Genomic DNA, 15,102 nt, shown 5'->3' on the forward strand with positions numbered 1-15,102 from the left:
CCCTCATAACAGAAGCTTTTGCGGCGGGGAACCCGGTGCGACTCCTCGGTTAGCGAGCTGCTCGCACATAGCGGCCATCGGCGAGCCGATCCACTTCGCCCTGTCGCGCCAGTATGCCGAGAACCTCATCGACAACGGGCCGCAAACGGCTGCCATGTTCTAGTCCGGCCGCAATCTCGCCTGCCGATATCGGAGCCGCCCCGGTCGGAAACAGGCGCAGGATGGTAGCTGTCTGACCGGCCATGTCGTCCGGCATTCTCGCCAGCGTTCTGCGTGACGGCTCAGACGCGATGGCCTTCACGCGATCGGCACGGTGGGCCAATGGTCCCAGTCTTTCGACCTGATAGCTCTCGCGCAGCCAGTAGAATGTACCCCGCCGCTCGAGCTCGGACCGCTCCTTGTTCAGATCGACGAGCGCCTGCAGCAACGTCTGGTCGTCCATCTGCTCAGGCCAGCCATAGGCGCGCGCAACCTCCGCATCGATGCGCTCATGCAATTCCTTGATGATCAGCACATGCCCGCGCGCCTTGACGTCCTGCGCCTTGCGCGAAAGCTCTCGCCCCGCGCGGACATCCTCGAGTGTGTTGTAGAGGCCCGTCAGCGTCAGATCTTCATGCTCGGCGAGCACCCGCTTGCGCAGCGCATCCAGTTCTTCGGCCAGGTCGGCGATCGCGGCACGCTGTCGGGTGGTGACAATCGGAAATGGGAACGGGTCGAAGCAGCGGGATTTGGAATAGCGGGGATCGTTGCCGACTCCAAGATGGCCGCCAGAGCTCAATGCCCAGGCGACATGGCTTCGGGATGACAGCACGCCCAGGTGAAAGGCGTCATCAGTGGCAATGGCCACAAGCATGTTGTCCGGCAAGATGTCGCCCGACAGAAATTGGAAAACGCGGTGCTTCGTCGTTTCAACTGTCACGATATAGCGTGCCAGGCCCTGCAGCGCGGGTCTTAGTTCCTGCCGGGGTTTGCCGAACAGCCACCATGTAGCCAGGTACGAAGCAGCATCCTTCGTCGCGGATCTGTTGAAGGCTGTTTGCCTGACTGGCCTCACTGTCTCCAGAAGGTGTTGATAGACCTCAGGATATCGGTCCCTCACCTCCCTTTCTCCGAGCCCAAAGAGATCTATCACTTTGACGGCCCGTGATCGCGAGGCTAGATCGCGGCCATTGCGGTAGTCCCTGATGTGGTGCTCGAGCCCTGGGCGAAAGCTGACGCCCAGCCCCGCAAGCTGAGCCTCTTTCACGACGAAGCCACTACCATGCAGCTTCATCCCAGGAGAGCAGATGCCATCGTTCGCTACGAGTGCTGTCGTACTGCCCACATCCGCCCCGATCGTCAGGTCCGCATTGATCCGGCCCCGCTGCCGCGAAAGCTCCACCTTCGGCTCGTCGGTATCCAGGTCGGCCGTGCCGGTTACCTTCCGCAAGATACCGTCCCGCTCTCCCGCTTCGGCGACCGTGATCGCGATCCGCACCGCCGCCGAGTCGGCGCTGGCCTTGGTCCAGGGATGATCCGGGATGGCAAGCACTAGCGAGATCGGCTTGTCACCCCTGAGCCGATTCTCGACCACGCGCCGCTGAAAGACCTGTGTGATCGAGTTGGTCGTCACGAAACCGAAGCGCCGCAGGCGCGAACCCGGTTTAACCAGCAATTCGGCCGCCCGATCCCACCAGTACATGACGAAGTCGGCCGACGGATTGATGTGCGGATGTACCGCCCACAGCGCCTCGACCTCGCCCTCGTCCAGCCGGCTGCGGAGATCCTTGCCACCGATGAACGGCGGATTGCCGACGATGAAGTCGGCAGCCGGCCAGTCCGGCCGCGACGGATTGGGGTAGACATAGACCTCCCGCCCCTGCGCTGTCTGGGCCGGCACGCCCATGACCCGTTTCAGCGCTCGCTCGGGGGCACCGTCCCAGGTCAGCACCGCATTGCCCTGGCGCACATGATCATTGCTGCCGAGCACCGGCTCCCGCGGCGGCGTGGAGCGCGTCTTGAGGTGCCATTGCAGGTACCCGATCCACAGCACGAGCTCGGAAATCTCGACGGCTCGCGTGTTGAGTTCGAGTCCGAAAAACTGCTCGGGCTTTACCGAGGTGTCGCTGACATCCTCCAGCGCGCGTCCCCCACCCAGATCCTCGATCTGCCGCAGCACTTCACCTTCGAGCTGCTTCATCCGGCGTAGCGCGACATAGAGGAAGTTACCGGTCCCGCAGGCGGGGTCGAGGACGCGCACCATCGACAGGCGCTTGAGGAACGCAGTCAGTTCCGCAAGCGCCCCGGCCTTGGATCCGGCACGCAGCTCCCGCTCGGCAGCGTTCTGTGCGTTGACCCAGTCCTGCGTCAGTGGCTCCATGATCGTGCTGTCGATGACGCGGTCGACGTAAGGACGCGGCGTGTAGTGTGCGCCCAGCTGCTTGCGTTCGGCTGCATCGAGCGCCTGCTCGAACAGGGTCCCGAAGATCGCCGGCTCGAGGTCACGCCAGTCGGCGCCGGCGGCGTCCCGCAGCATCTCGATCTCATCGGGCGTGAGCGGGATCGCCGAAGCCTGCTTGAACAGCTTGCCGTTGAAGCGCAGCAGCTTCTCGCCGATGGCCGGCGAATAGTCGCCGACATCCATCCGGCGCCATAGATCGGCGAGTTCGTAGACAAGCCGATGCGGTTCCGCCGCACAGCGCTCAAGGATCGCCTGGAAGCTGCCTTTGCGGATCAGCTCGGCATCCTCGACGAACATCGTGAACAGGCAGCGCATCAGGAAGATCGCAACAGTGCGCGGTTCGTGGCCGCGACGCTCCAGCGCGGTCGAGACCTTCGCCAGTTGCCCGGCGATCGTTCGCGTCACCTTGGCCGATTTCCTCGTGGGGTCGAGGCTATGCGGCTCCAGCCAGACCTTGCGCAGCAAGCCCCGCATCTCGCTGTCGGCAAGCTGCGGCAGCGAGACGCGAAAGCTCCGCGCGTCCGGGAACTGGTGGTAGTGGCGCCCATAGCTGGAAAAGTCGGCGAACAGCTCGATGCTGCGGCCCACGTCGCACACCAGCAGAAAGGGCGGTGCGGCATGGTCTGCCGGCAGCAGCGCGGCGTAGGCTTCTGCTTGCCGCCGGGCGTTGTTCATCAGCTGGTCGATACCAGCTATCGCCTCGTCAACGGGTGCGGCGAACAAGTCTCCCTGCGGCGCAATTCCCGTATGGAGTGCCTTGCGGCCGCCGCGCAGGCGGCTTTGCTTGGCCTCAAGAATGAAGGCATCGCGCCGATACAGGTCTATTCGCTTTGTCTCGACGCTTCCATTGTCGAGACGTCGCTCGATCCTGCGCTCGAAAACATAGTCGTTGAGCTCGTGCCGCGAACCTGCTGGATCGGGGTGCGGGACATCAAGGATGTCGCAAAGCTCGGTGAGAAATAAGGAATAGTTCGACCGTTCCTGCCCGCCTTCATGGCCGGACCAGCGGTCGATGAACGCATCGACACTATACAACTTGCCCTCTCCCTTCTGGGATCGGGCGAGAATAATTGTTGAATACCTATAATATTGTCTTGACAGCGAAATCTAATGATTCGCTCCGCCTCAGTGTCACGTTTGTCAGCCTTCATCCCCCGCACCAGTTCCGCTAAGGTCGCGCCCCGACCATTCGGAATCGTTTCATGCATCTTGTCCTCGTCGATGGCTCCGGCTTCATCTTCCGCGCCTTTCATGCCCTGCCGCAGCTGACCCGCAAGACTGACCGGTTGCCGGTTGGGTCGGTGATCGGGTTCTGCAACATGATCTGGAAGCTGGGTGAGGACCTGGCGGGCGATGATGCGCCGACCCACATGGCGGTCGTGTTCGACTATTCGAGCAAGACCTTTCGCGACGAGATTTATTCCGAGTACAAGACGCACCGGCCGCCGGCGCCTGAGGAGCTGGTGCCGCAGTTTCCATTAACGCGTGCGGCGACAAAGGCTTACGGGCTGCCGTCGATCGAGATGGAGGGGTTCGAGGCCGACGATATCATTGCGACCTACACCACGCTCGCCCGCGATGCCGGGGGCAAGGTGACGATCGTCAGCTCCGACAAGGACCTGATGCAGCTGGTGCAGCCGGATGGTTCGGTGCGCCTGCTCGACACCATTCCGCGGCCTGGACAACCCCCGTTGCGGTGGATTGGTTCGGATGAAGTCTTCGAAAAGTTTGGCGTTGGTCCGGACAAAGTCATAGAAGTTCAGGCCTTGTGCGGCGACGCGGTGGACAATGTGCCCGGCGTGCCCGGCATCGGCGTGAAGACGGCCGCCGAGCTGATCAACACCTATGGCACCATCGAGAACCTGCTCGCCAACACCGCCTCGATCAAGCAGCCGAAGCGCCGGCAGGCGCTCGAGGACAATGCCGACCTCGCCCGGATTTCCAAGCAGCTGGTGACGCTGAAGCACGATGCGCCGGTGGAGCTGCCGCTCGAGGACCTGATCCGCGAGCCGGTCGAGCCGGGGAAGCTCTTTCCGTTCCTGAAGGCGATGGAATTCTTCGCCATTTCAAAACGCCTCGGCACGCTGCTCGATGTCGATCCCGAGGCCTGGCCGGCCGATCCGGAGCTGGCGGCCAAGACCCCCGAGCCGGTCGGCTTCGATAACAATGCCCGCGCCAATGCCCGCGCTGCGCGGCAGGAGGCCGAGGGCCGCGCCGACAGCGCGCCGGTGGTGCACGCCAAGCTCGAGCACGAAAAGATCAAGGCGATCCCGCTCGATCATTCCAAATACGAGATCATCCGCGACGCCGCGCACTTGCAGCGCTGGATCGATGCCATCTACGAAGCCGGCATCGTCGCCACCGACACCGAGACCACCGGGCTCGACAACCAGATGGCCGATCTCGTCGGCATCAGCTTCTCGACGGCCCCCGGCAACGGCGCCTACCTGCCGCTCGGCCATACGGTGGGCGCCAACGATCTGCTCGGCGGCGGCAATGCCGAAGGCCAGATGGATCTGCGGCAGGCGCTCGAGCTGATCAAGCCGGTGTTCGCCGATCGATCGATCCTGAAAATCTTCCACAACGTGAAGTACGATCTGGGCGTGCTCAGCCGCTACGGCATCGAGGTCCAGTCCTTCGACGATAACCTGCTGATGAGCTATTCGCTCGATGGTCCGCAGTTCAACACCATGGGTGAGCTGTCCGATCACTGGCTCGGCCACAAGGGCATTGCCATCAAGGAGCTGCTCGGCTCGGGCAAGACGCAGCGTACCTTTGCCGAGGTATCGATCGAGGATGCGGCGAAATACGCGGCGGAGGATGCCGATCTCACCATGCGGCTGTGGTGCGTGCTGAAGCCGCGCCTGCCGGCCGAGAACATGACGACGCTCTACGAAACCATCGAGCGCCCGCTGGCCCCGGTGCTGGCGCGCATGGAAGGCCGCGGCATCACGGTGGATCGCGGCATCCTCTCGCGGCTGTCGGGCGATTTCGCCCAGCGCGCCGCCGCGCTCGAGGCCGAGGCCTATGAGCTGGCCGGCTCGAGCTTCAACCTCGGGTCCCCCAAGCAACTGGGCGAAATCCTGTTCGATCGCATGGGCCTGCCCGGCGGCACCAAGACCAAGACCGGCGCCTGGTCCACCGGCGCCGACGTGCTCGAGGATCTTGCCGCGCAAGGCGTCGGCATCGCCCGCACCATTGTCGATTGGCGCCAGCTGACCAAGCTGATCGGCACCTATACCGATGCGCTGCCCGCCTATATCAACCCGCGCACCGGGCGCGTGCACACCACCTACTCGCAGCACTCGGTGCTGACCGGGCGGCTGAGCTCGAACGATCCGAACCTGCAGAACATCCCGGTGCGCACCGAGGATGGCCGCAAGATCCGCACCGCCTTCGTCGCCCCGGCCGGAAAAACCCTGATCAGTGCCGATTATTCGCAGATCGAGCTGCGCATCCTCGCCCACATCGCCGATATCCAGGCGCTGAAGGATGCGTTCGAGGAGGGGCTCGACATTCACGCCATGACGGCGTCCGAAATGTTCAACACCCCCATCGAGGGCATGCCCTCGGAAGTGCGCCGGCGCGCCAAGGCCATCAATTTCGGCATCATCTACGGCATCTCGGCCTTTGGTCTCGCCAACCAGCTCGGCATCGAGCGCTCCGAGGCGGGCGAGTACATCAAGACCTACTTCGCCCGCTTCCCCGGCATCCAGGACTACATGGCCGAGCAGCGCCGCAAGGTGAAGCAGGATGGCTTTGTCGAAACCATTTTTGGCCGCAAGGTCAACTTCCCCAACGCCAACAGCACCCACCCGGCCGAGCGCAGCTTCGTCGAACGCGCCTCGATCAACGCCCCCATCCAGGGTTCTGCGGCCGACATCATCCGCCGCGCCATGATCCGCATGGAACCGGCCCTCAAGGCCGCCGGCTCGGATGCCCTGATGCTGCTACAGGTCCACGACGAACTGATCTTCGAGGTGGACGAGGGCAAGGAGGCTGAGGTGATGCCGGTGATCGTGCGCACCATGGAGACGGCCAGCGAGCCGGCGGTACGGCTGACGGTGCCCATCAAGGTAGATGCGCATGCGGCGAGGGATTGGGACGGGGCGCATTAGGTGGTGACACTTCGCGGTGATCGACCACTCGGAGAATCAGATCCCGACCGGCTAGGATTTCGTCCGATTGCGGCAAGGCTTGCGAAGGCCCTCGCAAGCGAGGGCATCGCAGATGGCATTGTGATCGGCATCGAAGGGAGATGGGGGTCTGGAAAGTCTAGCCTGCTATCACTGGTTACGACCGAGATTGGGGCCGCTAGTCCCGAGACCAGAATTGTCGACTACAAGCCTTGGCTTGTTCATGATCGGGACGCCCTCCTCACCGCTCTATTCGATGAACTTGCCTTGGCTGTCGAAGCAACGCAGTCGGCGGAGGGCAATCCATCTCCCGCGATGCTAAGCAAGGCTAAGCGCGCCGCGGGAGACCTGCGAGAGTTTGCCAAAAAGGTTTCAAAGCTTGGGCCTCTAGCCAGTTTCTTAGCAGGGTCGCTTCCCTTCGCTGGACCGACCGTTGACGCCGTGCGGCAGGGCATTGAAGCGGTCGCTGCTGCGGATGGTTCAGCCTCGTTGGCAGAGAGCAAGAAGTCGTTGGCAAGAGCTCTGGGAGAGCTGGGGACTCGAGTCGTTGTCACCATCGACGATGTTGACCGCCTGGAGCCGCTCGAGGCAGTTGAGCTCCTTCGTCTGGTACGGGCTGTAGCGGATTTTCCCAACGTTACTTACGTGCTTTGCTACGACTCGGACGTCTTGTCTCGCAATGTGCAGACCGCGCTTGGCGTGAAGGACGGCCAAGCCTTTGTCGAGAAAATCGTCCAGGTAGTAGTTCCGGTTCCCACGCCGGAAGCGTTCGACTTAAGGAGGTGGTTCTCGGACGAGCTAGCTCAACTGACAGGTTCTCTCGATCGTCAGTCCCGAAAAAGCATCGATAGTGCGGTTGATGTTGAGGGCGGGAGACGCCTGACCACACCGAGGGCGGTAGTTCGCACACTAGACGCGTTACGCCTGAAGGTACCTGCTCTGAAAGGGGAGGTTGACCTTGGAGACTTGGTCTGGCTCGAACTGGTCAAGGTTGGAAACTTACGGCTGTATCGCTGGATAGAAGCCTACTGTGCAGCGTATAGCGCGATGTGGCCGGGTAGGGTCCAAGTATCAGAAGAATCATCGAAGGCAGAATTCGCCACGCTGCAGAAAATACTCGCTCGCGACGGGAATTCATTCAAGAAGGTCGAGTGGGAATTGGACGCCCGTCTCCCTGGTATCGGCCACGGCGATCAAGGGAGGATTTTCACGCAAGAGGGTACGAGGAAAAGAGCCGCCAATATTCGAGGTCGTCGTCTTTCGAGTCCAGATCATCAGCGGCTTTACTTTGCGTTATCGCCGCCGCGCAACGCAGTGAACTCCGCAGACCTAGAGGCCTTTGAGGCTGCAGCGCAGAAGTCTTCGAAAGCGATCAGCCAGCTTTTGGAGGGCTGGCTCAAACTCCCCCAGACAAGTGGCGTAACAAAGGCCGAGGTTGTTCTCGGTAGGCTAGACTCTGACACCCTCGCAGAGCTTGGTGAGAGCGTTCATAGCAACCTGCTGCTTGGCATCGCCGATGTCTTGGACGTCGCGGCGACTACCGTACCGCCAAGTCCATTCGGCTCGTTCGCCCTCTGGCACTCGGCCGACAGCCTCTGGCAGAAGCTTCTTCCTGACCGCGATGACGCTATCCCACGCCCCATCGTCCTAGCGCTCTTCGAGAAGGGGCGATCGACGGGATGGTTGTCGGAATTGTTCCGCGGCGAGTGGTTTGCTTATGGTCGGGCTGGAGAGGCTCCCCGCGGCGGCTCAATCATCACTGAGTTGGAACTCGATGCCATCACTCCACTGATGATCGCTCGATATCGCGATCTCGGAGTCAAAGGGGTGCTGGCTTTGCCGGAATCAATAAGCGCGCTGTGGGGCTGGTATCAGGCTGGTGATCAAGAGTTCGTTCGTTCAGCAGTTGCTAACTTTACAAAGTTAGATAGGGGCCTGCTTACCTTTCTCGCTCACTTCACAGGAATAGCCACGTCCTCGGAGGACGGAGAGCGGAAGGTTATCTCCAGATCGAGTCTGGACAGGATCGTTGATTTCGATGCCGTGGTAACGCGGTTGGAGCAGCTTGCGGGAAAGAAGTCGCCGAACGCTCAGCGCGCAACCCAGCTGCTCGGCTACATGAAGTCTGCTGTGCGGTTCTAGGGCAGAGTTCGCTGCAGCAACCCCTCCCCACTCCCGCACGTTCCTCCTGCTCCAATCCCCCAACAACGGAGCAGTGCCATGTCGATCCTCTCTGATATTCGTGAGCATATGGAAGTCATCGGCGCCGATGGCGTGCGGGTCGGCACGGTGGATCGGGTCGAGGGGACGCGCATCAAGCTGACGCGCGACGAGGTGGGGAGCCATGAGGGCCACCACCATTATGTGCCGGGCGATCTCGTCGCCGGCATCGAGGGCGACAGGGTGCGCCTGTCGGCCGATGCGGCCAATGCCGAACTGTTCGAACAGGAAGAAGACGGCAAGACCCGTCACTGACGCTTACCCGATCCACCGGGTCATCCCCGCGAAAGCGGGGATCTTCGTTTGCTGCGCCCTCCACAAACAGGGATTCCCGCGTGCGCGGGAATGACCCGGTGATGGCGGCGGCATAGCCGTCACTGAGGCCCTGCAACGGCGCTCCCCTGCGCCGCGTTATGCGCGGCAAAAGGAGAGCGCCATGACCGAGCGCCATTTCATCGTCTTCCACCGCCATTCCGCCTGGCAATACACCTATCGCGGCTCGATCACCGCGCCCTTCGCCAGCCGCGACGACGCCATCGCCGCCGCCATCGAGGCGGCGCGCGACACCGGCGAGCGCGATATCGAGGTGATCGTCCAGGATCACGACATGCAGGAAGAGACGGTGTGGCGGCACGGGGAGTAGGGGCGGCGGGTACGATGTTCACGCATCCACTGGGTCACGCCGGCGCGGGCCGGGGCCCATCCTGAGATTGGCCGGACCATAGCGGGGGGCGGCGACTGCGCCGGAATGACATTGTGGGTGGATTGGGTTGATGCTTGACGGATAGAGACGGCCCCCTCCCGGCCTCCCCCACAAGGGGGGAGGTGAAGAGTCGAGGTTGTAGCTTCAATCGTGCCCAACACACCGGCCGTGCACCTCCCCCTTTATGGGGGAGGCCGGGAGGGGGTTCTCTGCTTCAGCAACGCACCGATCCCCCTCACACCGGCGGGACCGGGTCGCCTTCGGGGAACGGCTCGCGTCCGGGCGGAAGGTCGGGTTCCTCGCCCGGATCGTCCGGATCGATCGGCACGTCGTCATCGGGAAGATCGGGGATCGTTCCCGGCCCGAACGGCGGCACCTCGGGCTCGGGCCGCGAGCCGGGGATTGGATCGGGATTGAACGGGGGGATGTCGGTAGCCATGGCGGATCTCCTTGGTGGAGAGTCAACCAGCGCGGCTCGGCGGGGTTCCGCCTGATCCTCCCCTGCGCAGCGGGGGAGGGGGACCAGCGAAGCTGGTGGAGGGGGCGAGTCTGACTCGATGCGTGTGGTCGCCCCCTCCACCGCCTTCGGCGGTCCCCCTCCCCCGTGAACGGGGGAGGATCAGGACGCGCTACCGGTAATCCTCCCGCACCGGGCTGAACGCATCCATCACGTCGCAATCGGTGATCGCCCGGCCCGAGTGCCTCGCGTGCGGCGGGATGGTCAGCACCGTGCCGGCGGTGAGCCGGTGGGTGACGCCGTCGACGGTGAGCTCGAGCTCGCCCGAATAGACGTGCACCACCTGCTCGTGCAGGTGGCTGTGCTCGGGTAGGGTGGCGCCGGCATCGATGCGCCAGCGCGCGAAGGTCATCTGCCCCGAATGGATGAAGCGGCCGTGAAAACCGGGGAACACCGTCCGCTCCGGCAGCTCGTCCCAGCGTTCGATCGTCGTCATCGAAATCCTCCCATTGCCTCGACTGTGGCAATCCGGGGCAGCCGAGGCAAGCGGCTAAGCGAATCGACAGCCACCGCGAGGGGACTTCATCGCCTCCCTCCCCCTTGCGGGGAGGGATCGAGGGAGGGGTAGTGCGGCGATCGCCGATGGACCCCCACCCCCACCCCCTCCCCGCAAGGGGGAGGGGAGCCCCCGCCCCTCAGGCCGGCCCCAGCCGCCCGTCGCGCACGCCGATCCGCTGCGCGTCCTCGCCCAGCGCTTCGAACAGCATCGGGTCGGTGCCGGTCATGAAGCACTGCGTGCCCAGCGTATCGAGCGCGGCAAACAGCGCGGCGCGGCGGCCGGGGTCGAGATGGGCGGCGATCTCGTCGAGCAGCAGGAACGGGGCGATGCCGGTGGCGCGCTTGGTCAGCCGCGCATGGGCGAGGATCAGCCCGATCAGCAGCGCCTTCTGCTCGCCGGTGGAGCCGAGCGCCGCCGGCATGTCCTTTTGCGCGTGCCGCACCTCGAGATCGACCCGGTGCGGACCGACGAGCGTGCGGCCGGCGGCCCGATCCTGCCCGCGCGAGGCGGCCCAGGTGTCCCGCAGTTCGGCTTCGAGGCCGGAGGCGCTCTGCGCCTCGTGCCGGTCGGCGAACAGCGGGGTCAGCGCGAGGAGGGCGGCGGGGAAACTGGCTGCATCGACGCCGGCGGTGCTGAGCGCCTGCAGGTCCGCGAGGCTGTCGGTGCGGGAGAAATGCAGCGCCGCGCCGGCGGCGGCCATCTGCGCTTCCACCGCGTCGATCCACAGCGGGTCGGCATTCTCCTCGAGCAGGCGGTTGCGCTGGCGCATGGCCTTGTCGAAATCACTGACGGCAGCGGCGTGGCCCGGGATCAGCGTCGTCACCAGCCGGTCGAGGAAGCGGCGGCGGTCACCGGCCGGGCCGGTGAACAGGCCATCCATCGCCGGGGTGAGCCAGAGCACGCGCAGGTAGGCGCTCATTTCCTCGATGGTGCGGGCGTTCGCCCCGTTGATCCGCACCCGCCGCCCGCCATCGGGGCTGGCGCCGGTGCCGATATCGGCCGGCCCCTCGGGGGTCTCGACGGTCGCGGCCACCGCCCACATGCCGTCCGAGCCCTGCGCCGCCACGTCCTCGAACGGCGCGCCGCGCAGTCCGCGGCCGGGCGAGAGCAGCGAGATGGCCTCAAGCAGGTTGGTCTTGCCGGCCCCGTTCGGCCCCACCAGCACCACGTGCCGCCCGTCGAGATCGAGGGCGGCCGCGACATAGTTCCGGAACTGGCTCAGGCGGAGCCGGGAGATGGAGCGGGAGGGATGCATCGCGGTTGAGGAAGGCCCCCTCACCCGCCGCTAACGCGGCGACCTCTCCCCCAAGGGAGAGGTAATCGGTGGCACGATCTTGCCCCATCGCCACCTCTCCCTTGGGGGAGAGGTCGGCCCAACGGGCCGGGTGAGGGGGCCTTGGCGGTCGGCGCGGGAGCTACACCCGCATCGGCATCAGCACGTAGAGCGCCTTGGCCTCGCCGTCCTCTTTCACCAGCGTGGGCGAGCCCGCGTCGTTGAACAGGAACACGGCGTTGTCCGAGCGAATCTGGGCGATGATGTCGAGCAGGTACCGGGCGTTGAAGCCGATCTCGAAATTCTCGGGCTCGAACTCCACCGCCAGCTCCTCGCTGGCCGTGCCGTGATCCGGGTTGGTGACCGAGAGCTCGAGCTGGCCTTCGCGCATGGCGAGCTTCACCGCCTTGCCGCCGCGATCCGACGCGATGGTCGAGACGCGGTCGACGGCGGTGGCGAAGGACGCCTTGTCGACATTCATCTGCTTGTCGTTGTTCTTGGGCGTCACCCGATCGTAGTCGGGGAAGGTGCCCTCGATGAGCTTGGACAGCAGCACCACGCCGCCCAGCGAGAAGCGGATCTTGGTGTCGGAGATTTCCACCGCCACGTCGCCCTCGGCGCCATCGAGCAGCTTCTGCACTTCCGACACGGTCTTTTTCGGCACGATGATGCCCGGCATGCCCTTGGCCCCATCCGGCGCCTCGGTCTCGGCCCGCGCCATGCGGTGCCCGTCGGTGGCGACGGCGCGCAGGGTGGTCACCCCGTTCACGTCGAGCACGTGCATGTAGATGCCGTTGAGATAGTAGCGCGTCTCCTCGTTGGAGATGGCGAACTGGGTGCGCTCGATCAGCTCGCGCAGGGTCGCGGCCGGCATCGAGAAGCTGTGCGTGAAGGTGCCGGATTTCAGATCCGGGAAGCTGTCGGGCGACAGGCACGCGAGGTGGAAGCGCGAGCGGCCGGAGGTGACAGAGAGCTGCTCGGAGCCGTCATTTTCGAGCTTCACTTCGGCGCCGTCGGCGAGTTTGCGCACGATCTCGTAGAGCGTGTGCGCCGGTACGGTGGTCGAGCCGGCCTGGCCGACCATGGCGGGCACGCTCTCCGTCACCTCGATATCGAGGTCGGTAGCGCGCAGGGCCAGCGCCCCGTCGGCGGCCTTCAGCAGCACGTTGGCGAGGATGGGGTAGGTGTTGCGGCGCTCCACCACGCGATGAACGTGGCTCAGCGACCTGAGCAGATGGTTGCGTTCCAGCGTGACTTTCATAGACCCAAAATCCCTGCGGCAAACGGCCAAAACCCCGGCGAAACCGGGCTGCGACATTTGCAAGCGTCCACGCAAAAGGCAAGGGCGCGTGCCGCCGCAGGGCCGGAATTACTTGGGATAATCGCGTTTGGCTTAACGCCGGGCGCGCTCATCTAGCGCCGCCGCCATGGCATCGAGCCGGCGCTCGGCTTCCTCGGCATCGAGCCGGGCCAGCATCTCGTGCCAGGCCCGGTCGGGCTCGGCCTCGCGTATCACGGCCCTGGGCCGCCTCAATCTCTTGCTCAGCCGCAGCAACAGGTGCGGCGTACGTCCGGAAGAAAGCAACGCAACTACTCACTACACGGGCCCTACTGGGCCGGGAACACGGTCCGGGCGGCCGTCGCCGCCCGGACCGGCATCCGCCTTATTCTTCGAGCATGCGCTTCAGCAGCTCGATCTCCTGGGCCAACTCACCATCGTCCTTGATCATCTGCTCCACCTTGCGCACCGAGTGCAGCACCGTGGTGTGGTCGCGACCGCCGAACCGCCGGCCGATCTCGGGCAGCGAGCGCGAGGTCAGCGACTTGGCGAGATACATCGCGATCTGGCGCGGCCGCACCACATCGCGCGAGCGGCGCGACGAGAGCAGGTCGTTGCGCGGCACCTTGTAGTGACGCGACACGATCCGAAGAATGTCCTCGATCCGCACCCGGCGCGTATCGCGCTGCCGCACGAGGTCGGCCAGCGTGCGCTCGGCGAGCGCGACGGTGATCGGCTCCTTGGTCAGCTGGTTGGCGGCGAGCAGCCGGTTCACCGCGCCGTCGAGGTCGCGGCCGTGGCTCACCACCACGCGAGCGACATAGTCGATCACCGGGGCAGGGAAGTGCGCATCGGCAAAGCGCAGTGCAGCTTGTTCGGCGCGGCGCGTCACGATGGCGCGGCGCAGGTCGAGATCGAACGTGCTGATCGGCACCACGAGGCCGCCGGAGAGACGCGAACGGACGCGCTCATCCAGCATTTCGAGGTCGCGCGGGGCGCTGTCGCCGGCCACCACTACCTGCTTGGCGCCGGTGAGGAGGGTGCCGAGCGTGTGGCCGAATTCGGTGGCCGACTTGCCCTGCAGGAACTGCATGTCGTCGATCAGCAGCAGGTCGACCCGCCGCAGCCACTCCTTGAAGCCGAGCGCCGACTGGCGCTGCACGGCGGTGATGAAGTGGTACATGAAATGGTCGGCGGTCAGGTAGACGATGTTCCGCCCCGGCTCGGCGGCGCCGGCCGCCCAGGCAATGGCGTTGAGCAGGTGCGATTTGCCCAGCCCCACGCTCGAGTGGATATAGATCGGGTTGAAGCTGACCGTGTTGTTGAGCGCGGCGTGCGCCACCTGGCGCGCCACCTGCAGGGCCATCTCGTTGGCCGAACCGACGACGAAGCTGTCGAAGGTCATCTTGGGATCGAGCGCCGAGCCTGACAGTGCGTCCGCACTGCGTGTTGCCGGCACCAGCGTCTGCGGCTCACGGAGAATACTGCGCGGCGTGGCGGGCGCTGCCGTCGGCTCGCTGGCGATCGGCTCGGGCGCCGGCTCGCTGGGGCCGAGGCGCGGGCGGGCCTGGCCATTGACGCGCACGGTGAAGTGGAGGCGGGTCAGCCCGCTCACCTCTGCCTTGAACGCGTCGAGGATTTTCTCGGCATAGTTCGACTGCACCCAGGAGCACAGGAATCGCGTCGGCACGCTCAGATGCGCGAGATCGTCGACGATCTCTTCGAGCTCGAGGCGGGCAAACCAGGAATTGAACACGTCTTCGCCGACAGCGGCCTTGAGGCGGGCGCGAACGCGCGGGAACAGCTCGTTGACACCCATCGGCTGGCCGTCATTGCCGCTCATCGTCAATCCCCCCTGCGCGCTTTGCTCCTTTGTGTTGTTCAAACCCCAGTCTGCACGACTCGCCGCCGCGTTCATCGCCATCGTGTTTGCAACCCCAATTGTTCTACTGCCAGTCCGTTTTCGGCCCTGGCGCCGCCAACCTGCTGCCCGGAACCGGGCAAAGTTCTACCGTCCGCGAACTTTGCCGCGGTT

General features: G+C 64.6%; 11 protein-coding genes. 4 read left to right on the forward strand and 7 right to left on the reverse strand.

Going from position 1 to position 15,102, the window contains the following annotated elements; all coding sequences use genetic code 11:
- Positions 1–49: 49 nt before the first annotated feature.
- On the reverse strand, positions 50–3,475 hold the full coding sequence (locus tag AC3A6I_RS01140) for a class I SAM-dependent DNA methyltransferase (RefSeq protein ID WP_487541168.1): 3,426 nt from the start codon (positions 3,473–3,475) through the stop codon (positions 50–52).
- Between the two features lie 167 nt (positions 3,476–3,642).
- Here AC3A6I_RS01140 and polA point away from each other — a divergent pair, with 167 nt between their 5' ends.
- The 4 genes from polA to AC3A6I_RS01160 all read left to right on the forward strand — a co-directional run bounded on the left by polA (position 3,643) and on the right by AC3A6I_RS01160 (position 9,439).
- Positions 3,643–6,558 carry a DNA polymerase I gene (polA, locus tag AC3A6I_RS01145; RefSeq protein ID WP_487541169.1) on the forward strand — a complete coding sequence of 972 codons (2,916 nt, stop codon included), beginning with the start codon at positions 3,643–3,645 and terminating at the stop codon, positions 6,556–6,558.
- Complete coding sequence (locus tag AC3A6I_RS01150; protein WP_487541170.1) at positions 6,559–8,718, forward strand: KAP family P-loop NTPase fold protein; 2,160 nt, start codon at positions 6,559–6,561, stop codon at positions 8,716–8,718.
- Positions 8,719–8,796: 78 nt separating this feature from the next.
- Entirely contained in the window at positions 8,797–9,051 is a 255-nt protein-coding gene (locus AC3A6I_RS01155) for a DUF2171 domain-containing protein (protein WP_487541171.1), read from the forward strand.
- Positions 9,052–9,232: 181 nt separating this feature from the next.
- On the forward strand, positions 9,233–9,439 hold the full coding sequence (locus tag AC3A6I_RS01160) for a DUF2188 domain-containing protein (RefSeq protein WP_487541172.1): 207 nt from the start codon (positions 9,233–9,235) through the stop codon (positions 9,437–9,439).
- Between the two features lie 295 nt (positions 9,440–9,734).
- On the opposite strand, the gene AC3A6I_RS01165 is transcribed toward AC3A6I_RS01160, so the two are convergent.
- From AC3A6I_RS01165 to dnaA, 6 genes are all read right to left on the reverse strand, one after another.
- Positions 9,735–9,938, reverse strand: coding sequence for a hypothetical protein (locus tag AC3A6I_RS01165; RefSeq protein WP_487541173.1), 204 nt, complete (start codon positions 9,936–9,938; stop codon positions 9,735–9,737).
- A 190-nt stretch (positions 9,939–10,128) separates the two neighbouring features.
- A complete protein-coding gene (locus AC3A6I_RS01170) occupies positions 10,129–10,452 on the reverse strand; it encodes a cupin domain-containing protein (protein WP_487541174.1) in 324 nt (107 codons plus the stop codon).
- A 199-nt stretch (positions 10,453–10,651) separates the two neighbouring features.
- On the reverse strand, positions 10,652–11,770 hold the full coding sequence (gene recF / locus AC3A6I_RS01175; protein ID WP_487541175.1) for a DNA replication/repair protein RecF: 1,119 nt from the start codon (positions 11,768–11,770) through the stop codon (positions 10,652–10,654).
- 160 nt (positions 11,771–11,930) lie between these two features.
- Complete coding sequence (dnaN, locus tag AC3A6I_RS01180) at positions 11,931–13,049, reverse strand: DNA polymerase III subunit beta (protein WP_487541176.1); 1,119 nt, start codon at positions 13,047–13,049, stop codon at positions 11,931–11,933.
- A 132-nt stretch (positions 13,050–13,181) separates the two neighbouring features.
- The gene (locus tag AC3A6I_RS01185; protein WP_487541177.1) at positions 13,182–13,322 is read right to left on the reverse strand and encodes a hypothetical protein; all 141 of its coding nucleotides are present in this window, start codon (positions 13,320–13,322) and stop codon (positions 13,182–13,184) included.
- A gap of 130 nt (positions 13,323–13,452) precedes the next feature.
- The gene (gene dnaA, locus AC3A6I_RS01190; protein WP_487541178.1) at positions 13,453–14,910 is read right to left on the reverse strand and encodes a chromosomal replication initiator protein DnaA; all 1,458 of its coding nucleotides are present in this window, start codon (positions 14,908–14,910) and stop codon (positions 13,453–13,455) included.
- Positions 14,911–15,102: the final 192 nt, after the last annotated feature.

The organism is Devosia sp. Soil_C_22 (assembly GCF_057657195.1).

What these genes read in the sequence shown, in the direction of transcription:
- polA (WP_487541169.1), top strand. Translation starts at nt 3,643, where the DNA reads ATGCATCTTGTCCTCGTCGATGGCTCCGGCTTCATCTTCCGCGCCTTT.
- AC3A6I_RS01155 (WP_487541171.1), top strand. Translation starts at nt 8,797, where the DNA reads ATGTCGATCCTCTCTGATATTCGTGAGCATATGGAAGTCATCGGCGCC.
- AC3A6I_RS01160 (WP_487541172.1), top strand. Translation starts at nt 9,233, where the DNA reads ATGACCGAGCGCCATTTCATCGTCTTCCACCGCCATTCCGCCTGGCAA.
- AC3A6I_RS01165 (WP_487541173.1), bottom strand. Translation starts at nt 9,938, where the DNA reads ATGGCTACCGACATCCCCCCGTTCAATCCCGATCCAATCCCCGGCTCG.
- AC3A6I_RS01170 (WP_487541174.1), bottom strand. Translation starts at nt 10,452, where the DNA reads ATGACGACGATCGAACGCTGGGACGAGCTGCCGGAGCGGACGGTGTTC.
- recF (WP_487541175.1), bottom strand. Translation starts at nt 11,770, where the DNA reads ATGCATCCCTCCCGCTCCATCTCCCGGCTCCGCCTGAGCCAGTTCCGG.
- dnaN (WP_487541176.1), bottom strand. Translation starts at nt 13,049, where the DNA reads ATGAAAGTCACGCTGGAACGCAACCATCTGCTCAGGTCGCTGAGCCAC.
- dnaA (WP_487541178.1), bottom strand. Translation starts at nt 14,910, where the DNA reads ATGAGCGGCAATGACGGCCAGCCGATGGGTGTCAACGAGCTGTTCCCG.